The 18,535-nt window shown below is 59.9% G+C and carries 18 protein-coding genes and 1 tRNA gene; 11 read left to right on the top strand and 8 right to left on the bottom strand.

Annotated elements, in window-relative coordinates:
* Positions 1–64: 64 nt before the first annotated feature.
* The 4 genes from gpmI to AC0Z8Z_RS19545 all read left to right on the top strand — a co-directional run bounded on the left by gpmI (position 65) and on the right by AC0Z8Z_RS19545 (position 5,222).
* Positions 65–1,600 (top strand): 2,3-bisphosphoglycerate-independent phosphoglycerate mutase, encoded by a 1,536-nt coding sequence (gpmI, locus tag AC0Z8Z_RS19530; RefSeq protein ID WP_485620205.1) that lies wholly within the window; start codon positions 65–67, stop codon positions 1,598–1,600.
* A 138-nt stretch (positions 1,601–1,738) separates the two neighbouring features.
* Positions 1,739–3,061, top strand: a complete 1,323-nt coding sequence (locus tag AC0Z8Z_RS19535; protein WP_172610386.1) for a murein hydrolase activator EnvC family protein — start codon at positions 1,739–1,741, stop codon at positions 3,059–3,061.
* Positions 3,062–3,091: 30 nt separating this feature from the next.
* Complete coding sequence (locus AC0Z8Z_RS19540; protein ID WP_485620206.1) at positions 3,092–4,420, top strand: S41 family peptidase; 1,329 nt, start codon at positions 3,092–3,094, stop codon at positions 4,418–4,420.
* Position 4,421: 1 nt separating this feature from the next.
* Positions 4,422–5,222 (top strand): divergent polysaccharide deacetylase family protein, encoded by an 801-nt coding sequence (locus AC0Z8Z_RS19545; protein ID WP_485620207.1) that lies wholly within the window; start codon positions 4,422–4,424, stop codon positions 5,220–5,222.
* 15 nt (positions 5,223–5,237) lie between these two features.
* Here AC0Z8Z_RS19545 and AC0Z8Z_RS19550 read toward each other — a convergent pair whose 3' ends face one another.
* The 7 genes from AC0Z8Z_RS19550 to AC0Z8Z_RS19580 all read right to left on the bottom strand — a co-directional run bounded on the left by AC0Z8Z_RS19550 (position 5,238) and on the right by AC0Z8Z_RS19580 (position 11,412).
* Positions 5,238–5,993 (bottom strand): substrate-binding periplasmic protein, encoded by a 756-nt coding sequence (locus AC0Z8Z_RS19550; RefSeq protein WP_122534015.1) that lies wholly within the window; start codon positions 5,991–5,993, stop codon positions 5,238–5,240.
* 207 nt (positions 5,994–6,200) lie between these two features.
* Positions 6,201–6,971 (bottom strand): imidazole glycerol phosphate synthase subunit HisF, encoded by a 771-nt coding sequence (gene hisF / locus AC0Z8Z_RS19555; protein ID WP_122534017.1) that lies wholly within the window; start codon positions 6,969–6,971, stop codon positions 6,201–6,203.
* Between the two features lie 170 nt (positions 6,972–7,141).
* Complete coding sequence (gene hisA / locus AC0Z8Z_RS19560) at positions 7,142–7,879, bottom strand: 1-(5-phosphoribosyl)-5-[(5-phosphoribosylamino)methylideneamino]imidazole-4-carboxamide isomerase (protein WP_172610382.1); 738 nt, start codon at positions 7,877–7,879, stop codon at positions 7,142–7,144.
* A 92-nt stretch (positions 7,880–7,971) separates the two neighbouring features.
* The gene (locus AC0Z8Z_RS19565) at positions 7,972–8,232 is read right to left on the bottom strand and encodes a DUF2164 domain-containing protein (RefSeq protein WP_205485137.1); all 261 of its coding nucleotides are present in this window, start codon (positions 8,230–8,232) and stop codon (positions 7,972–7,974) included.
* Positions 8,232–8,870: an imidazole glycerol phosphate synthase subunit HisH gene (gene hisH, locus AC0Z8Z_RS19570; protein ID WP_485620208.1), complete on the bottom strand. Its 639-nt coding sequence runs from the start codon at positions 8,868–8,870 to the stop codon at positions 8,232–8,234. Before hisH ends, AC0Z8Z_RS19565 begins: the two co-directional genes overlap by 1 nt.
* Positions 8,870–9,463, bottom strand: coding sequence for an imidazoleglycerol-phosphate dehydratase HisB (gene hisB, locus AC0Z8Z_RS19575; protein WP_065987388.1), 594 nt, complete (start codon positions 9,461–9,463; stop codon positions 8,870–8,872). The genes hisH and hisB overlap by 1 nt, the downstream gene beginning before the upstream one ends.
* A gap of 287 nt (positions 9,464–9,750) precedes the next feature.
* Positions 9,751–11,412: an OFA family MFS transporter gene (locus tag AC0Z8Z_RS19580; protein WP_122534021.1), complete on the bottom strand. Its 1,662-nt coding sequence runs from the start codon at positions 11,410–11,412 to the stop codon at positions 9,751–9,753.
* 329 nt (positions 11,413–11,741) lie between these two features.
* Here AC0Z8Z_RS19580 and AC0Z8Z_RS19585 point away from each other — a divergent pair, with 329 nt between their 5' ends.
* The 4 genes from AC0Z8Z_RS19585 to AC0Z8Z_RS19600 all read left to right on the top strand — a co-directional run bounded on the left by AC0Z8Z_RS19585 (position 11,742) and on the right by AC0Z8Z_RS19600 (position 15,646).
* Entirely contained in the window at positions 11,742–13,970 is a 2,229-nt protein-coding gene (locus AC0Z8Z_RS19585) for an AsmA family protein (RefSeq protein WP_485620209.1), read from the top strand.
* Positions 13,971–14,132: 162 nt separating this feature from the next.
* A complete protein-coding gene (gene mutY / locus AC0Z8Z_RS19590) occupies positions 14,133–15,200 on the top strand; it encodes an A/G-specific adenine glycosylase (RefSeq protein ID WP_485620210.1) in 1,068 nt (355 codons plus the stop codon).
* Positions 15,197–15,469: an oxidative damage protection protein gene (locus AC0Z8Z_RS19595; RefSeq protein WP_485620211.1), complete on the top strand. Its 273-nt coding sequence runs from the start codon at positions 15,197–15,199 to the stop codon at positions 15,467–15,469. Before mutY ends, AC0Z8Z_RS19595 begins: the two co-directional genes overlap by 4 nt.
* Before the next feature lie 101 nt (positions 15,470–15,570).
* A tRNA-Phe gene (locus tag AC0Z8Z_RS19600) sits at positions 15,571–15,646 on the top strand.
* Positions 15,647–15,889: 243 nt separating this feature from the next.
* Here AC0Z8Z_RS19600 and AC0Z8Z_RS19605 read toward each other — a convergent pair.
* Positions 15,890–16,306 (bottom strand): glycine zipper domain-containing protein, encoded by a 417-nt coding sequence (locus tag AC0Z8Z_RS19605; protein WP_485620212.1) that lies wholly within the window; start codon positions 16,304–16,306, stop codon positions 15,890–15,892.
* Between the two features lie 330 nt (positions 16,307–16,636).
* Between AC0Z8Z_RS19605 and AC0Z8Z_RS19610 the strand changes: the two genes are divergently transcribed.
* The 3 genes from AC0Z8Z_RS19610 to AC0Z8Z_RS19620 all read left to right on the top strand — a co-directional run bounded on the left by AC0Z8Z_RS19610 (position 16,637) and on the right by AC0Z8Z_RS19620 (position 18,532).
* Positions 16,637–17,329, top strand: a complete 693-nt coding sequence (locus AC0Z8Z_RS19610) for a DUF433 domain-containing protein (protein ID WP_485620213.1) — start codon at positions 16,637–16,639, stop codon at positions 17,327–17,329.
* Positions 17,326–17,733 (top strand): PIN-like domain-containing protein, encoded by a 408-nt coding sequence (locus tag AC0Z8Z_RS19615; RefSeq protein ID WP_485620214.1) that lies wholly within the window; start codon positions 17,326–17,328, stop codon positions 17,731–17,733. The genes AC0Z8Z_RS19610 and AC0Z8Z_RS19615 overlap by 4 nt, the downstream gene beginning before the upstream one ends.
* A gap of 142 nt (positions 17,734–17,875) precedes the next feature.
* Positions 17,876–18,532, top strand: a complete 657-nt coding sequence (locus tag AC0Z8Z_RS19620) for a hypothetical protein (protein ID WP_485620215.1) — start codon at positions 17,876–17,878, stop codon at positions 18,530–18,532.
* The last annotated feature ends 3 nt before the right edge of the window (positions 18,533–18,535 follow it).

Raw genomic sequence — 18,535 nt, forward strand, 5'->3', positions numbered from 1 at the left:
TTTGAACTTGTCCCTAAACTGTCGATCTTTTTTCTACTTCACCTATTAGCCAAGAGTGGGATTCATGACTACCACGCCTAAACCTCTGGTTCTGATCATCCTTGACGGCTTCGGTCACAGCGACAGCCACCACGGCAATGCGGTCTACGCAGCGAAGATGCCGGTCTTCGATCGCTTGTACCAGACCATGCCAAACGGCCTGATCTCCGGGTCCGGCATGGATGTCGGTCTGCCTGACGGGCAGATGGGCAACTCCGAAGTCGGCCACATGAACCTGGGCGCCGGCCGCGTGGTGTATCAGGATTTCACCCGCGTGACCAAAGCGATCCGCGACGGTGAGTTCTTCGAGAACCCGGCTATCTGTACAGCGGTCGACAAGGCCGTAGGCGCTGGCAAAGCCGTGCACATCCTTGGCCTGCTGTCCGACGGCGGTGTTCACAGCCATGAAGATCACCTGGTGGCGATGGTCGAGCTGGCCGCCAAGCGTGGCGCCGACAAGATTTACCTGCATGCCTTCCTCGATGGCCGCGACACGCCACCGCGCAGTGCCCATCAATACCTGCAGACCATGGAAACCGCCTATGCGCGCCTGGGCAAAGGGCGCACCGCCACGATCATCGGCCGTTACTTCGCCATGGACCGCGACAATCGCTGGGACCGTGTCGAATCCGCCTACAACCTGATCGTTGACGGCACCTCGGAATTCCACGCCGACAACGCCAAGGCCGCGCTGGACGCCGCTTATGAGCGCGGCGAGAACGACGAGTTCGTCAAAGCCACCCGCATCGGCGCGCCGGTGACAGTCGAAGACGGCGACGCGGTGGTGTTCATGAACTTCCGCTCCGACCGTGCCCGCGAACTGACCCGCGTATTCGTCGAAGACGATTTCGCGGACTTCGCCCGTCGGCGTCAGGCCAGACTGGCCGGCTTCGTCACGCTGACCAAGTACGCAGCCACCATCGACGCGCCGGCGGCGTTCGAAAAAGCCGGCCTGCACAACGTGCTGGGTGAATACCTCTCGAACAACGGCAAGACGCAGCTGCGCATCGCCGAAACCGAGAAGTACGCCCACGTGACGTTCTTCTTCTCGGGCGGCCGTGAAGAACCCTTCCCCGGCGAAGAGCGCATCCTGATCCCGTCCCCTAAAGTCGCGACCTACGACCTGCAGCCGGAAATGAGCGCGCCTGAAGTCACCGACCGAATCGTCGACGCCATCGAGCATCAGCGTTATGACGTGATCGTGGTTAATTACGCCAACGGCGACATGGTCGGCCATAGCGGGATCATGGAAGCAGCGGTCAAGGCCGTTGAGTGCCTGGACATCTGCGTCGGCCGCATCACTCAGGCGCTGGAAAAAGTCGGCGGCGAAGCGCTGATCACCGCCGACCACGGCAACGTCGAACAGATGACCAACGAGGAGACCCACCAGCCTCACACTGCCCACACCACTGAGCCGGTGCCTTTCGTTTATGTCGGCAAGCGTGATCTGAAGGTGCGCGAAGGCGGCGTGTTGGCCGACGTGGCACCGACCATGCTGATGCTGCTCGGCATGGAAATCCCGACCGAAATGACCGGTACGCCGATTCTGGTCGCCAAGTAAGCCTCTCGAACCGGTCCGCCAGTCGCTGACGGGCCGGTTTTGTATGAAATGTCTGACGGCCACGTCGTCCGAGCGTTTTTTTTGCAGCCACCGCCGGGCATACTAGGCCGGTCTTTACTCCTGGTGTCGCCCAACCTCATGCTTCGCGCCCTGATCACCCTCGCCTTGATTTGTCTGCTCAATCCGGCCTTCGCCGACGATGATCGCGCACAGACGCAGAAACAGCTGGATGCCACGCGTCAGGACATCACCGAACTGAAAAAAGCGCTAAGCCAGTTGCAGGAAGAAAAATCCGGCGTCCAGAAAGACCTGCGCTCCACTGAAACTCAGATGGGCAAGCTGGAAAAGCAGGTGGAGGCCCTGCAAAAAGAACTAAAAAAGACTGAAAGCGAGCTGCAACGGCTCGACCAGGAGAAAAAAAAACTCCAGAGCGCACGCGTTGAACAGCAACGACTGATCGCGATTCAAGCCCGCGCTGCCTACCAGAGCGGCCGCCAGGAATACCTCAAACTGCTGCTCAATCAGCAGAACCCCGAAAAATTCGCCCGCACCCTCACCTATTACGATTACCTGAGCCAGGCCCGCCTGGAGCAGTTGCGCAACTTCAATGAAACCTTGCACCAGCTGGCCGGCGTCGAGAAAGACATCGACCTGCAGCAAGCGCAGCTGCTGGTGCAGAAGAGTTCGCTGGATGACCAGAAAGCCCAGCTCGATACCGTGCGCCAGGAACGTCAGGTGGCACTGGCCAAGCTGAATCAGGATTACAAGGTTCGCGACCAGAAGCTTCAGTCGCGGCAGCAGGATCAGGCCGACCTGACCAAGGTTCTCAAGACCATCGAAGAAACCCTCGCCCGCCAGGCTCGCGAAGCCGAAGAGGCTCGCCAGAAGGCATTGCTCGCGCAGCAGGAAGCCGAAAAACGTCAGCGCGAGCAAGAAGCGCTGGCGAAGAACCGGGCCAAAGACGATGCGAAGGACGACAGCGATGTGGCCCCGCGTCGTCCGATCAAAGCGCCCGGCGCGATAGTTTCCAGTGCCGGTCAGTCGTACGGCGGCGCTTTTGAGCAAGCAAGGGGAAAACTTCCTTGGCCCGTCGATGGTCGATTGTTGGCGCGATTCGGTGAAAGCCGTGGCGATGACGAGCGCACCAAGTGGGATGGCGTGATGATCAGTGCAGCTGCAGGCAGCCAGGTCCGCGCGGTGCACGGTGGTCGGGTGGTCTTCGCCGACTGGTTGCGCGGCGCCGGGCTTCTGGTCATTCTCGACCACGGCAATGGTTATTTGAGTCTGTACGGTCACAACCAGAGCCTGTTGAAAGAGGCCGGGGACGTCGTAAAAGCCGGAGACGCGATCTCTACTGTTGGTAACAGCGGTGGTGGTCAGGACACTCCGGCGTTGTATTTCGCTATTCGTCAGCAGGGTCGCCCTAGTGATCCGGCCCAATGGTGTCGTACTCAAGGATAAGTCGACACCTCACTCAGGAGTTCGTAAGACATGCTGTTTTCGTCCCGCCTCACCTCGCTGGCCCTGACTATCGCCGTGGTTATCGGCGCTCCTCTGGCCCAGGCTGCCGGCGCCGCCCCTGCTGCGCCTGCAGCCACTGCGCCCGCCAACGCCGCGAACATCAAGGCGCCGCTGCCGCTCGACGAGCTGCGCACCTTCGCCGAGGTCATGGACCGGATCAAAGCCGCGTACGTCGAGCCCGTGGATGACAAGACCCTGCTGGAAAACGCCATCAAAGGCATGCTCAGCAACCTTGATCCCCACTCCGCTTACCTGGGCCCGGAAGATTTCCAGGAGCTGCAGGAAAGCACCAGTGGCGAGTTCGGCGGGCTGGGTATCGAAGTGGGCGTCGAAGACGGCTTTGTAAAAGTCGTCTCCCCCATCGATGACACCCCTGCGTCCAAAGCTGGCATCGAAGCGGGTGACCTGATCGTCAAAATCAACGGCACGCCAACCCAGGGCCAGACGATGCAGGAAGCCGTGGACAAAATGCGCGGCAAGATCGGCGAAAAAATCACCCTGACGCTGGTGCGTGACGGCGGCACTCCATTCGATGTGACGCTGGCCCGCGCAACCATCCAGGTCAAAAGCGTGAAGGCGCAGATGCTGGAGCCGGGTTACGGTTACATCCGCATCACCCAATTCCAGGTCAAGACCGGTGAGGAAGTCGGCAAGGCGCTGGCCAAGCTCCGCAAGGACAACGGCAAGAAGATGAGCGGCCTGATCCTCGACCTGCGCAACAACCCGGGCGGTGTGTTGCAGGCGGCGGTCGAGGTGGCTGACCACTTCCTGACCAAGGGCCTGATCGTTTACACCAAAGGCCGCATTGCCAACTCGGAACTGCGCTTCTCGGCAGACCCGGCTGACGCCAGCGAAGGTGTGCCTCTGGTGGTGCTGATCAACGGCGGCAGCGCCTCGGCGTCGGAGATCGTCGCCGGTGCATTGCAAGACCAGAAGCGCGGCATCCTGATGGGCACCGATACGTTCGGCAAAGGCTCGGTGCAGACCGTTCTGCCGCTGGCCAACGACCGCGCGCTGAAGATCACCACGGCGCTGTATTACACGCCGAACGGCCGCTCGATTCAGGCCCAGGGCATCAATCCGGACATCGAAGTGAAACGCGCCAAGCTCACGGCCGAAGCCGATGGCGACAACTACAAAGAGGCCGATCTGCTCGGTCACTTGGGCAACGGCAACGGCGGCGCGGACAAACCGACCACCAAGGCCAAGGCTGGCAAGGCGCGTCCGCAGGACGATGACTACCAGATGAACCAGGCCCTCAGCTTGCTCAAGGGTTTGAGCGTCACGCGCGGCAATTGAGATGCGCGTCTGGTTGACCGGGCTCATTTGCGCCCTTGCCGTCTCCACGGGAGCTGCACGTGCAGCGCCCGCTGACTCCTCGGCGACCGCAGGCAAAGCGCCGAAGGTCGCCTATCTCAGCCTGATCATCGACGATCTCGGACAAAACCCTGAACGGGACAGCCGCGCGCTGGCCCTTCCCGGCCCCGTGACGCTGGCGATCATGCCTGACACGCCCCACGCAACGGACTTTGCCCGTCAGGCGCACAAGGCTGGCAAGACGGTCATGCTGCACATGCCCATGGACCCGGCGACCGGGCCGTACGCCTGGCACCCGGAACTGCCGCTGCCCGAACTCGAATCGCGTCTGAACGCCGCGCTGCTAAAAGTCCCCTACGCCGCTGGCATCAACAACCACATGGGCAGCCGCATGACGGCCGAGCCGGTGGCCATGGGTTGGTTGGTGGGCGAGTTGCAGCGCCGTCATTTGTTTCTGGTCGACAGCCGCACCAGCGCCAAAACCGTTGCGGCGGCTGAAGCGCAGAAGATTGGGCTGGCCAGTGTGTCCCGCGATGTTTTTCTCGACGACGAGCGCACCGCCGAGGCCATCAGCGGCCAGTTGCAGACAGCGATCAAGCTCGCTCACAAGCAAGGCTCGGCCGTGATGATCGGCCATCCCTATCCGGTGACGCTCGATGTCCTGGAGCGCGAGCTGCCCAAGCTTAAATCCCAAGGTATAGAGCTGATCGAGATCCGCCACATGGTCACTGAGCGCGGAAATGAGGCGATGGCCGGCCATGGCAAGAACGGGCGTTATCGCTAGGCCGACAATGCTTCGCTAGAGATATTTGGCGAAAATCGAATCGACCACGCCTTCTTTGCGCAGCTGATCGAGCGCGCGCTGCAGCCGTTGGACCACGGCGTCCGGGGTGTCTTTGTTCAATGCCAGAAACAGTTCGGCGCTGTTGAAACGCAGCACGGTTTTCAACCCTGTGATGCCCTCCTGCCGCGCCAGATAGCGACCCGCCGGATCACCCGTGGCCCACAGATCGAGCTGGCCATCGACCAGCTTCCTGGCGTTGTCTTTATCGCTGAGCACCGTGATCGGGTTCATACCCTGACGCGCCAGCTCCACGGCAATAGCGTCGCCCTTGTAGGCACCGATTCGGTAAGACCGTGCAGCCTCAAGAGTGCTTAGCTGGATCGGGCTGTCAGCGCGCGCCAGCAGAATCCAGTCGTCCGGGCCGATCGGTCCGACCCACTTGAAGCGTTTTTCGCGCTCGGGCAACCGCGCAGTCACGAACACGCCGTAACCGGGATTTTCCAGCGCCAGTTTGTAGATGCGATCCCAGGGAAAGCGCAAGGTCATGTTGTAGCCGACACCGGCGCGCTTGAAGGTCTCGCGCACTACTTCGACGGCGATGCCCTTGATGTTGGCTTCCTGGGCGAAATTCTTGCCGTCGGTAGCCATGTTGTAAGGCGGGAAGTTTTCGGTCAGCAGGACCATTGAATAGGCCGGCGTATCGTCGGCCCGGGCCGCTCCTGACAGCATTATCGCGACGCTGATCAGTGCAAGAAAAACACCTTTGAACATATCCCTGGCCCCTGATCCTGACGACGGCAAGAGAGTGCCGCTAACGATCAGCAAAGTCCAGTTCGACGACCGGCACGCTCGTCTTCAGAGCAGGTTCGCCACGACGCGCCAGAACACTTCGGCGCAATGCGAGCACCGCCGTGCGGGAGTGAGCCTGCTTACGGAGACTCAGCCCTCAAGCATCAAGGACTGAGCGCGGCCCCAGGCTCAGCGAACCACGATCCCTTGCGCCGCCATGTACGCCTTGGCCTCAGGCACGGTGTACTCGCCAAAGTGGAAAATACTCGCCGCAAGCACGGCACTGGCGTGGCCTTCCAGCACGCCGGCCGCCAGGTGCTCAAGATTGCCGACGCCGCCTGAAGCAATCACCGGGATGCCCAGCGCATCACTGATGGCACGGGTCACGCCGAGATCGAAGCCGTTTTTCATCCCGTCCTGATCCATGCTGGTGAGCAGGATCTCGCCGGCGCCAAGGTCTTCCATCTTTTTGGCCCACATCACCGCGTCCAGGCCGGTTGGCTTGCGACCGCCATGGGTGAAGATTTCCCAGCGTGGCGCTTCGCCGGGCAGCGAAACCCGTTTGGCATCGATGGCCACGACGATGCACTGCGAACCGAAACGGGCAGCGGCTTCACCAACGAACTCGGGATTGAACACCGCAGCGGTGTTGATCGACACCTTGTCGGCACCGGCGTTGAGCAGATTGCGAATGTCCTGCACCGTGCGCACGCCGCCGCCAACAGTCAACGGGATGAACACCTGACTGGCCATGCGCTCGACGGTGTGCAGCGTAGTGTCGCGGCCATCGACGCTGGCGGTGATGTCGAGGAAGGTAATCTCGTCGGCACCCTGCTCGTCATAACGACGGGCGATCTCGACCGGATCACCGGCGTCGCGGATGTTCTCGAACTTCACGCCCTTGACCACACGGCCGTTGTCGACGTCGAGGCAAGGGATGATGCGTTTGGCGAGGGCCATGGGCCGGTTCTCCGAAAACGGTTGGGAATCTGCCCAACATCACAACATTCTGATTTGAAGCACGCCCCTGTAGGAGTGAGCTTGCTCGCGATGCGCCGGGTCAGTCAGCAAACATACTTCTGACACACTGCTATCGCGAGCAAGCTCACTCCTACACGGGGGCGTGCCAGTCAGCCTTTGTACGAATCACAAAACGCCTGTGCTTCAGCCACATCCAGTGTGCCTTCATAGATCGCACGGCCGGTGATTGCGCCGATGATGCCCGGTGCCTTGGCGTCGAGCAGCGCTTTGATGTCGCCCAGGTTATGAATGCCGCCCGACGCGATCACCGGAATGCGGGTGGCAGCGGCCAGCGCGGCGGTGAACGGGACGTTGCAGCCCTGCATCATGCCGTCTTTGGCGATGTCGGTATAAACGATGGCCGAGACGCCGTCGGCTTCAAAGCGCTTGGCCAGGTCGATCACCTGCACCGTGCTGACCTCAGCCCAGCCGTCGGTGGCGACGAAGCCGTCTTTGGCATCCAGGCCCACAATCACTTTGCCAGGGAACGCGCGGCAGGCTTCGGCGACGAAGTCAGGGTCCTTGACCGCCTTGGTACCGATGATCACGTAACTCACGCCGGCTTTGACGTAGTGCTCAATGGTTTCCAGCGAGCGGATGCCGCCGCCGATCTGGATCGGCAGGTTCGGGTAACGACGCGCAATCGCTGTCACGACTTCGCCATTGACCGGCTGGCCTTCGAACGCACCGTTCAGGTCAACCAGATGCAAGCGACGGCAGCCGCCCTCGACCCATTTGGCAGCCATGCTCACCGGATCATCGGAGAACACCGTGGAATCTTCCATCCGACCCTGGCGCAGTCGTACACATGCGCCGTCTTTAAGGTCGATCGCGGGAATAATGAGCATTCTTTTTCCTTCGTCAAAAGAGCTGCGCGCCGCGAGCTGTAAGCTGCAAGTCTGCGCACCTAACCATTCTTGCAGCTTGAAAGTTGCCGCCTCTAGCTGCTCTTCTCCAACGCCCACAGGTCGCTCTCGATGCTTTCGAAACGCTCCTTGAGGTGCGTCTGAACATCGAAGATCGCCCGGTTGTAGTAATGCGGCGCGATCTCGCGGGTGAACAATTCCAGGATTTCAGCCGCTTCGAACGAACCCAGGTCCAGCTCGAAACGGTCTTCCATGAACCGCTTGATCCTGTGGCACGCCTCACTCTCCTGCTCGGGAGTGAGGGTCAGAATCGGCGGTTTGGTCTTCTTGCTCATTACCAGCGGCCGTTCCACGCCGCGAAGTTCTGCAGCAACTGCAGGCCATGGGTGTGGCTCTTCTCGGGGTGGAACTGCACGGCGAAGCGCGAGCCATCGGCCAATGCAGCGGCGAAATCATGACCGTAATGGCCACGGCCGACGATCTGCTGCGGGTTGGGCGATTCGATGTAATAGCTGTGCACGAAGTAGAACCGCGCCATGTCCGGAATGTTGGCCCAGAGCGGGTGATCCACGGCCTGCGCCACTTCGTTCCAGCCCATGTGCGGGACTTTCAGGTGCTGACCATCTTCGTGAAGGTCCTTGCCGAAAAAGCGTACCTGACCGGGGAAAGTGCCGATGCAATCAACACCGCCGCTCTCTTCGCTGCGCTCCATCAGCGCCTGCATGCCCACGCAGATCCCGAGAAACGGACGGTCCTGACTGACTTCACGCACAAGGGCATCGAAGCCCAGACGACGAATTTCCGCCATGCAGTCGCGAATGGCACCGACACCCGGAAACACGACACGGTCAGCTTCACGGATGACGTCGGCGTCGCTGGTAATCAGCACGCGACCGGCGCCGACGTGCTCCAGCGCCTTGGCCACCGAGTGCAGATTGCCCATGCCATAGTCGATAACGGCAACGGTCTGCATTACAGCACGCCTTTGGTCGAAGGCATCTGGCCGGCCATGCGGTCGTCCAGTTCTACCGCCATGCGCAGTGCACGGCCGAACGCCTTGAAGACGGTTTCGATCTGGTGGTGAGTGTTGTGGCCGCGCAGATTGTCGATGTGCAGCGTGACGTTGGCGTGGTTGACGAACCCCTGGAAGAATTCCTGGAACAGGTCCACATCAAAGCCGCCGACGGTGGCGCGGGTGTACGGCACATGCATTTGCAGGCCAGGCCGACCGGAGAAGTCGATGACCACGCGCGACAGCGCTTCATCCAGCGGGACATAGGCGTGGCCGTAGCGACGGATGCCTTTTTTGTCGCCGATGGCTTTGCTGAACGCCTGGCCCAGCGTGATGCCGACATCTTCCACGGTGTGGTGATCGTCGATATGCAGGTCGCCTTTGCATTCGATGTCCAGATCGATCAGCCCGTGACGGGCGATCTGGTCGAGCATGTGTTCAAGAAAAGGAACGCCGATGTCGAATCGGGACTTTCCTGTGCCATCCAGGTTGATCGAGGCTTTGATCTGGGTTTCCAGAGTGTCGCGCTCGACGAACACCATACGTTCGGCCATCACCAGCTCCGCAAAATCATTGGGCGAAAAGGCGGCCATTATAGGCGTGTGGCAGGGAAACAGAAACATGAAGCGAGCAATGCCGGACCGGGGGGAATGCGGGCTGCATGGGATAGACATGTGTGTACAAGCGAATACGTACAGCCAAAAAAATGTGGGAGCGGGCTTGCTCGCGAATAGGCCCTCACATTCGACATCTCTGCCGACCGTTAGACCGCCTTCGCGAGCACGCTCACTCCCACAGGTTCTGGTTAGCCTGAAGCATCTCAGGCTAACCAGATCAGCTTTTAGTGAAACAACACCGCAGTTTTCTGCAGAGTGATCCACACGCCCCATGCCAACGGAATGCCCACTGCCAGCCAGGCCAGAATCGCCAAAGGCTTGGTGCTCGGGTCCGCTTTCCATTCCAGCGAAGTGCTGTGATCGGCGCCGGCATCGTGACCGATGGCTTGTTCAGCCTTCAGCTGCTCGTCGGTCATGAAGTATTTGTCGGCCACCGGACGCACCAGCAGGTTGCAGATGAAGCCCAACACCAGCAGACCCGCGAGGATGTACAAGGTGATGTCGTAGGCATCGGCACGAGCAACGCCGTGGCTCAGCTGGTACTCACGCAGGTAGTTCACCAATACCGGGCCAAGCACACCAGCGGCAGCCCATGCAGTCAGCAAGCGACCGTGAATCGCGCCGACCATTTGCGTACCAAACAGGTCAGCCAGGTAAGCCGGAACGGTGGCGAAACCGCCGCCGTACATCGACAGCACGACGCAGAACGCCGCCACGAACAGCGCAACGCTGCCCAAGTGACCCAGGGTCGGTACCGACGCGTAGAGCAGGAAGCCCAGCGCGAAGAACACGAAGTAGGTGGCTTTACGGCCGATGTAGTCCGAGAACGAGGCCCAGAAGAAACGGCCGCCGATGTTGAACAGGCTCAGCAGACCGGTGAAGCCGGCCGCAATGGCCGCGATGGCCGCCAGTTGCGAAGCATCCAGCTGCCCGAACGGCTGGTCGGTGCCCAGCAGCTTGCCGCCGAACACTTCCTGCAGCAGGGGCGAAGCCATGCCGAGGATGCCGATGCCTGCCGAAACGTTCAGGCACAGCACCAGCCAGACCAGACGGAACTGAGGCGTCTTCCATGCAACGCTGACGTGCACGTGGCGGTTAGTGATCATCGCGCTGTTGGCTTTCTTCGCCGGAGCGGTCCAGCCTTCAGGTTTCCAGCCGGTAGGCGGAACGCGGTACGACAGTGCGCCGCCGATCATGAAGATGAAGTAAATCACCGCCATCACCGCGAAGCTCTGCCATACGCCAACGCTGTCAGGCGTGGCGAAGTGGCTCATCAGTGCGGTTGCCAGCGGAGCACCCACCATCGCGCCACCGCCGAAACCCATGATCGCCATACCGGTCGCCATGCCGCGCTTGTCCGGGAACCACTTGATCAGCGTCGAAACCGGCGAGATATAACCCAGGCCAAGACCGATACCGCCGATCACGCCCGAGCCGATCCACATCAGCCAGATCTGGTGCGTGTATACGCCCAGCGCCGAGATCAGCAGACCGCCACACCAGCACAGTGCCGATACAACACCGGCCTTGCGCGGGCCCGCGTGTTCCAGCCAGCCACCCCAGATCGCTGCGGAGCAACCCAGGAAAATGAAGAACAGGGTGTAGATCCAGCCGAGCATGGAGATCGGCCAGTCACAACTGGACGAAATGACTTGCTCGAAGAAACCCATGTCAGCCGGGCAGGCGACAGCAGTCTTGATGCCGATTGCCTTGGACAACGGCAGCCAGAACACCGAGAAGCCGTAGGCCATGCCGATACACAGGTGGATTGCCAATGCAGCTGGCGGAACCAGCCAACGGTTGAAACCGCGTTTGGCGATAATGCGCTCTTTGGACAAGAACGCAGGCTGAGCGGCCGTACCGCCCAGAGCAGTGCTCGTAGTCATTTATTGTTGCCCCCAATTTTTAGTTATATCCCGCAAGAACAGCGACATCGCTCTGCCACCACTCTTCAAGCACGCAGGCCTCGGTGGTTTATCGGCAGACCGTCTCTTTACGTGACAATTCGACGCAGCAAAGCTGGCGAACGGCGCGAGATTACCATTTGCGACAGAAAAGAAAGCATTCTGCTACTACCTTTTTCGTGCCGTTTGTCATTGTGCGAGGCGCTGACATTTCGATCGGAGGTGTCTGTGGCGATCCAAAACCCGATGCCTGCGTGAGGACGCTATACTCGCGGGCTAAATTTTGAACGACTCGACACAAGGACTCGCCCATGAAAGCGTTCGGCAAAATCCTGGGGCTCACCCTTCTCGGGCTGTTGCTGATCATCGTGGCTCTCGGCTTTGCCCTGACCCACTTTTTTGATCCCAACGACTACAAAGACGAGATTCGAAAACTGGTTCGCGATCGCGCCCACGTCGAGCTCACGCTCAATGGCGATATTGGCTGGAGCCTGTTTCCGTGGCTGGGCCTGGAGCTGCACGATGCCAGCGTTGCCACCTTGAGCGAGCCGTCCAAACCCTTCGCCGACCTGCAGATGCTCGGGTTGTCCGTGCGCGTTCTGCCGCTGCTGCGCAAGGAAGTGCAGATGAGCGATGTACGTGTCGAGGGCCTGAACCTGACGCTGACCCGTGACGAAAACGGCCATGGCAACTGGGAAGACATCGGCAAAGTCCCCGCCACTGCGGCCAATCCAGCCCAGCCGCCCGCCACGCCGGATGCGCCGGCCAATACAGCGCCGGCTAAACCCGACAAGCAGTGGCAGCCGCTCAAGCTGGACATTGACAGCCTGACCGTGAACAACGCGCGGATCGATTTCAACGATATTCCCAAGGCCCGGCAGTTCACCGCCGAGAGCATCCAGCTGAGCACCGGCCCGATCCACAACGCGACCGATATCCCGCTGAAACTGACCGCGTTCCTCAGCACCAACCAACCCGTTGTGCGCACCAAAACCGAACTGACCGGCAAGCTGCGCTTTGATCGCGCGCTCAAGCGTTATCAGCTTGATGACATGCGGTTTTCCGGGGAAGCGGCGGGCGATCCCCTGCAGGGCAAGACGCTGACGTTCTCGGCCCAGGGCCAATTGCTGGCAGACATGTCCGCCAACGTCGCGGAATGGACCAATCTGAAGCTGTCCGCGAATCAACTGCGGGCTCTCGGCGAGTTGCATGTGCGTGATCTGGACAAGACGCCGCAGCTTACAGGCGGTATCTCGATTGCCCAGTTCAACCTGCGCGACTTCCTCGACGGTGTTGGTCAACCGGCGCCCCCCCTTGGCGACGGCAGCCTGAACAAACTGGAGTTGGTCACCCGCATCGCGGCAACACCCAATAGCGTTTCGCTGGATGACCTCAGGGTGAAACTCGACGACAGCACCATCACCGGTCATGTCGGCGTGGAAGACTTCGCTAAACAATCTCTGCGCCTGCAACTCAAGGCCGATGCGTTCGACGCCGACCGATATCGCAAACCCGAAGGCGAGCAGGCGAAGAGCGCCGGGGCCGCGCGCAGAGTCGAAGTTCAGGGCGCGGAAGCCGAAGCCATGGTGGCGTCGGGCACCTCGCCTCTGCCGAATCAGCCGACTCAAGGCGCCTGGAGCGACGCGAAACTGCTGCCCCTCGAGCGCCTGCGCAAACTGGACGTCGACGCCGACCTGAGCTTCGGCAAGCTGACCCTGGAGAAACTGCCGATCCAGAACGCGGTGCTGAAAACCTCGGCGCTTGATGGCGTGATCACGGTCAGCAGCCTGCGCGGCGATCTGTACAACGGTAACTTCGAAGTCAAAGGCGACCTGGATGCGCGCCCTGAGGTGCCATTGGCAAGTATTCAGACGCGCATTGCCAAGGTGCCGGTGGAACATTTCATTCAGAGCCAGGGCACCACGCCGCCGTTGCGCGGTTTGCTTAACCTCACCAGCGATGTGACCGCCAAAGGCAACAGCGAGAAGGCGCTGGTCGAGAGCCTCAACGGTACCGCGAGTTTTGCGCTGAACGATGGCGTGCTGGTCAATGCCAACCTTGAGCAGCAGCTCTGCCGCGGCATCTCGACGCTCAATCGCAAGAGCTTGAGCGGCGAACCGCGCGGCAAGGACACGCCGTTCCAGCAGTTGAATGGCAATCTGGTGTTCCGCAACGGCGTGGCCAGCAACCCGGACCTGAAAGTCCGCACCCCGGGCCTGACGGTCAACGGCGATGGCGACATCGACCTGCGCGTCATGGGCATGAACTACCGCGTCGGCGTGATCATCGAAGGCGACAAGAGCGACATGCCGGACCCTGCCTGCGAAGTGAATCCGCGCTTTGTCGGCATCGAATGGCCGGTGCTCTGCCGCGGCCCGCTGGAAATGGGCGCCAAGGCCTGCCGTCTGGATAACGACGGCCTGGGCAAGGTCGCTGCCAAGCTGGCAGGGGACCGGATCGGCGACAAGATCGATGAAAAGCTGGGGGACAAGGTGAGTCCCGAGCTCAAGGACGCGATCAAGGGATTGTTCAAGCGTTAACCCCGTCCAGCAGCCGCTGCGCCTCCAAATTGTGGGAGCGAGCTTGCTCGCGAAGGCGTCGGGTCATGCACCATGGTGGTGGCTGACCCAACGCACTCGCGGGCAAGCGTTAATGCAGACATGGCGATGCAACCCGACTCTCTCTAATCACCGGAACCCTTGATGCAACCCGAGCAGTTCTCTTCCGCCGTTCTCGATTGGTACGACCGCCACGGCCGTCACGATCTTCCCTGGCAACACGACATCACCCCCTACCGTGTATGGGTGTCGGAAATCATGCTGCAGCAAACCCAGGTCAGCACGGTGCTTGGCTATTTCGATAAATTCATGGACTCGCTCCCGACCGTGCAGGCGTTGGCCGAAGCACCGGAAGATGAGGTCCTGCATCTGTGGACCGGGCTGGGTTACTACACCCGCGCGCGCAACCTGCAGAAAGCCGCGAAAATCGTGGTGGCCGAGCACGGCGGTGAATTCCCCCGCGACGTGGAAAAGCTCGTCGAGCTGCCCGGTATCGGCCTCTCCACGGCGGGCGCGATTGCCAGCATCAGCATGGGCCTGCGCGCGCCGATCCTCGACGGCAACGTCAAGCGCGTACTCGCCCGCTTTACCGCTCAGGAAGGCTATCCGGGTGAGCCCAAGGTGGCGAAGCAGATGTGGGCCACGGCAGAGCGCTACACGCCGCACAGCCGGGTCAATCACTACACCCAGGCAATGATGGATCTGGGCGCCACACTTTGCACCCGGACCAAACCCAGCTGCCTGCTCTGCCCCCTGGAACGTGGGTGCGAAGCGCACATGCTCGGTCTGGAAACCCGCTATCCAATACCGAAACCGCGCAAGGTAGTGCCGCAAAAGCGCACCTTGATGCCGATCTTTGCCAACGACGAAGGCGAGATTCTGCTCTATCGCCGCCCGTCGACCGGGCTTTGGGGCGGACTGTGGAGCCTGCCGGAACTGGACGACTTCAATGACATGCAGCATCTGGCCAACCAGCACGCCCTTGAGCTGGGCGAGCATCAAGCCTTGCCGGGCCTGATCCACACGTTCAGCCACTTTCAGCTGAGCATCGAGCCCTGGCTGGTCCGGGTCCGTGAGTCCGCCCATCACGTGGCCGAGGACGACTGGCTCTGGTATAACCTCGCCACCCCGCCGCGCCTGGGCCTTGCCGCCCCGGTGAAGAAACTGCTGAAACACGCAGCCGACGTATTGAATGCAGGAGAGTCCTCATGACCCGCACCGTGATGTGCCGCAAATACAAAGAAGAATTGCCTGGCCTGGACCGTCCGCCGTATCCGGGCGCCAAAGGTGAAGACATCTACAACAACGTCTCGCAGAAAGCCTGGGGCGACTGGCAGAAACACCAGACCCTGCTGATCAACGAGCGCCGCCTGAACATGATGAATGCCGAAGATCGCAAATTCCTGCAGACCGAGATGGACAAATACCTGTCCGGCGAGGAATACGCCAAGGCCGACGGCTACGTTCCCCCTGCCGAATAACCCATCGGAGACAGTGTCGTCGTAAGCGGAGGAAATAATTCAGATTTTTTTCGACACCATGCTTGACGGCCTCCTGAAAAACACGTTTAATGCGCCCCGTTGCCCAGATAGCTCAGTCGGTAGAGCAGGGGATTGAAAATCCCCGTGTCGGCGGTTCGATTCCGTCTCTGGGCACCACCTTTCGTTTTCAGGTGATGCCAAGCACAGCTGAAAACACACAAGAAGCCCGCCTCGTGCGGGCTTTTTGCTTTTCACGGTTCCCAACTGTTTCCTTGGAAGCCTGGATAGATGTGAATGGATTCGTAAGCTCAGGGCCGGATATGTGTGAAGACGCCTAGGTGGTGGCCGACGTCTCCGACAAACGCGCGTGTCGTCGCTCAAATCACTCGATTGGAGGTGTGGGAGCAGATCGCCGGGCTATCAATCATGCTTATTTTTCTTGTGTCCATGTCGCTTGCCGTGAGAGCGGTTGTTGCCGCCGTCATCTGCCATGTTGCTACCCACTGCGCCTCCGGCAGCGCCGCCTAAGCCGGCACCTATGGTTGACCCTGTTGAGCCACCCAACTGGTTACCAATGACAGACCCACCCGCTGATCCCAGCCCCCCGCCGATAGCCGCTTCGGTCTTGCTTCCTCTTTTGGCACCCAAAGCTCCGCCAGCGGCTCCTCCGACACCCGCACCAACCGCCGCGCCGGTGCTTCCACCCATTTGCTGTCCAATGACATTCCCAAGCGCGCCGCCTATGCCTCCGCCCACTGCGGATGTTCCATCCCCAGCCGCCAGCGCGCATTGAGTGCCAAGCATTCCTAAAAGCAGTACCGATACAGTGATTCGCATGGATTCAATCTCACGTGGGTGAAGTAGTCCCTCGGAGGAACATCGAGCAGGACTAAAACAATGGTGCTGGACTGGGCTAGGGAGATTCAACTCAGAGTATGTCCAGCGGGATGCTCATACCCACACATCGGCTGCTGTGGATAAATCTTGATGAGGTAGAACTACTGGCGGGTGGCCGGCGCCGGGATGAAAAGCCACAAGGGATTACTATTCGCCACGCACCGGTTTTTTACAATTTTCCCCTGAGCGCTCGCCCAGGATCAGTTGAACGAGACTCTGATCAACCTCAGAATGCATTTTTTTGAGCAACCACGGACACGGGAGGTGTGCATGAAGACTATCGAAACGTCCAGCCACCTCATTGGTGTCGGCGTATACACGCCTTCAGAAGCAGCCCTCTATACGGGTATTGCCGCCAAAGACATCCGCCGATGGCTCTTCGGATACAAGGCAGATGGTGTGGATCACTCTGGCCTGTGGCTACCTGAGCTAGGGGTCAACGACGAGAAGCTGCTTGGCTTCCACGACCTGCTTGAGATCAGATTTGTCCATGCCTTCCGAAAGCACGGCGTAAGCCTTCAAGCTATTCGCGCAGCATCCAGGCAAGCCAAGGAAATTTTTAACCAGCACTATCCGTTCACCTGCAGAAGATTCCAGACTGACGGCAGGAGCATATTCGCCACTGTGTTTGATGAGACTGGCGATGAGGCGATCCTGGATCTTGCGAAACGTCAGTACGCATTCAGGCAGGTCATCGCGCCTGCGCTGTATGAAGGCATTGACTATACGGGTGAGGGAAAGGCGCAGCGTTGGTATCCGGTCAAGCGCAGCAAGGCAATTGTGCTCGACCCGAACCGTAACTTTGGAAAACCGGTGCTCTCCTCCACTGGTGTCGATACCGCGTCGATTTATCAGGCTTACCTGGCTGAAGGCCAGGATGCAAAACGTGTGTCTGTGATTTTCGAAATTCCGACTGCGGCAGTGGACGCTGCGGTGACCTACGAGCGCAGGATTGCTGCTTGAATTTTCTGATCGATAACAATCTTCCACCGTCCATTGCCAGAGCCTTGCACGAACTGTGCAAAGGCGAAGGCCATCTCGTAATCCCGCTCAGGGACAGATTCCCCGCCGACACAAGTGATATTCACTGGATTACCGAGCTCACTGCCGAAGGCGGTTGGGCTGTGGTGTCACAAGACAAGTTCTCCAAAGGAAACGCCGAGCGGCAGGCCTTCAGAGAATGCGGCCTGCCGGTTTTCTGTCTTGCCAAGCAATGGGGCCAGACAACCTACTGGAGTAAGGCCGAAAATCTTGTCCGATGGTGGCCTGCCATCATTCGGCAGGCGGAACTGATATCCGGCGGGGCGGCATTCAAGGTTGTCTGGAGATTTTCAGCACCCGGGAAGTTTGAGCAGTTAAAAATGTAACCCTCGCATCAGACCTACCCTTGCGATTCTGTCTCTGGGCACCATAAATACCGAAAAACCCCTGCATCGAAAGATTCAGGGGTTTTTTATTGGGCGTGATTTATTAACATCGCAGGCTTGAGCCAACCAAGGAAGCTTCGTGATGGCATCTGTCAGCAAGCAACAGAAACGGGCCAAACGCGCCAAGACCAAAGCCAAGGAGCAGCGAGTCGCCCGCCAGCATCCGCAGACTCCCGACCCGATCGTCCCGGATTACTTCATGCCTGATTTCTTCTCGGAGGACGACGCAGAGCTGGACGACGATACCCTGCTAAAGAATTTCGTAGAGCCCGACATCCTCGAAACCATGGACGAAGAAGAGCGGGAAGCGATGGCGGCGGTGATCAGGGGCGAGGACATCGGGATGTCGCTCACTGAAGACGAAATGCTACTGATGGAGGTTTACCAGTCCCCTGCGCCAGAGCCGTCTCAGGAGCAACGCCTCGCGCATTACGAAGTGCTCAAGGTTGCCGAGCAGAAAGGGTTCCTGGATTTGCTCGATGCCTTTGCCAAAGGTCCGATAGCCGCACACGCCTTCTACGACTTCGATTTCGACGACTACCTCGACGTTCTGGTGAACACGCTGGGCGCCTACATGATGTGGGCCCACGGACTGGATAAGGCGACCGTCAGGGCGCGCATCCACGACGATGATTTCTATGAGGCGTTCCGCGCCATTCTCAGCGAGATCGAGATGGAATCCACGATGGAGATGCTGGGGATCGACCGCAACAAGCACGACGAACCAGCTCAAGACTGAATA

It is taken from the genome of Pseudomonas sp. 1L-C-7-B-C1 (genome assembly GCF_057291635.1).

What these genes read in the sequence shown, in the direction of transcription:
- gpmI (WP_485620205.1), top strand. Translation starts at nt 65, where the DNA reads ATGACTACCACGCCTAAACCTCTGGTTCTGATCATCCTTGACGGCTTC.
- AC0Z8Z_RS19535 (WP_172610386.1), top strand. Translation starts at nt 1,739, where the DNA reads ATGCTTCGCGCCCTGATCACCCTCGCCTTGATTTGTCTGCTCAATCCG.
- AC0Z8Z_RS19540 (WP_485620206.1), top strand. Translation starts at nt 3,092, where the DNA reads ATGCTGTTTTCGTCCCGCCTCACCTCGCTGGCCCTGACTATCGCCGTG.
- AC0Z8Z_RS19545 (WP_485620207.1), top strand. Translation starts at nt 4,422, where the DNA reads ATGCGCGTCTGGTTGACCGGGCTCATTTGCGCCCTTGCCGTCTCCACG.
- AC0Z8Z_RS19550 (WP_122534015.1), bottom strand. Translation starts at nt 5,993, where the DNA reads ATGTTCAAAGGTGTTTTTCTTGCACTGATCAGCGTCGCGATAATGCTG.
- hisF (WP_122534017.1), bottom strand. Translation starts at nt 6,971, where the DNA reads ATGGCCCTCGCCAAACGCATCATCCCTTGCCTCGACGTCGACAACGGC.
- hisA (WP_172610382.1), bottom strand. Translation starts at nt 7,879, where the DNA reads ATGCTCATTATTCCCGCGATCGACCTTAAAGACGGCGCATGTGTACGA.
- AC0Z8Z_RS19565 (WP_205485137.1), bottom strand. Translation starts at nt 8,232, where the DNA reads ATGAGCAAGAAGACCAAACCGCCGATTCTGACCCTCACTCCCGAGCAG.
- hisH (WP_485620208.1), bottom strand. Translation starts at nt 8,870, where the DNA reads ATGCAGACCGTTGCCGTTATCGACTATGGCATGGGCAATCTGCACTCG.
- hisB (WP_065987388.1), bottom strand. Translation starts at nt 9,463, where the DNA reads ATGGCCGAACGTATGGTGTTCGTCGAGCGCGACACTCTGGAAACCCAG.
- AC0Z8Z_RS19580 (WP_122534021.1), bottom strand. Translation starts at nt 11,412, where the DNA reads ATGACTACGAGCACTGCTCTGGGCGGTACGGCCGCTCAGCCTGCGTTC.
- AC0Z8Z_RS19585 (WP_485620209.1), top strand. Translation starts at nt 11,742, where the DNA reads ATGAAAGCGTTCGGCAAAATCCTGGGGCTCACCCTTCTCGGGCTGTTG.
- mutY (WP_485620210.1), top strand. Translation starts at nt 14,133, where the DNA reads ATGCAACCCGAGCAGTTCTCTTCCGCCGTTCTCGATTGGTACGACCGC.
- AC0Z8Z_RS19595 (WP_485620211.1), top strand. Translation starts at nt 15,197, where the DNA reads ATGACCCGCACCGTGATGTGCCGCAAATACAAAGAAGAATTGCCTGGC.
- AC0Z8Z_RS19605 (WP_485620212.1), bottom strand. Translation starts at nt 16,306, where the DNA reads ATGCGAATCACTGTATCGGTACTGCTTTTAGGAATGCTTGGCACTCAA.
- AC0Z8Z_RS19610 (WP_485620213.1), top strand. Translation starts at nt 16,637, where the DNA reads ATGAAGACTATCGAAACGTCCAGCCACCTCATTGGTGTCGGCGTATAC.
- AC0Z8Z_RS19620 (WP_485620215.1), top strand. Translation starts at nt 17,876, where the DNA reads ATGGCATCTGTCAGCAAGCAACAGAAACGGGCCAAACGCGCCAAGACC.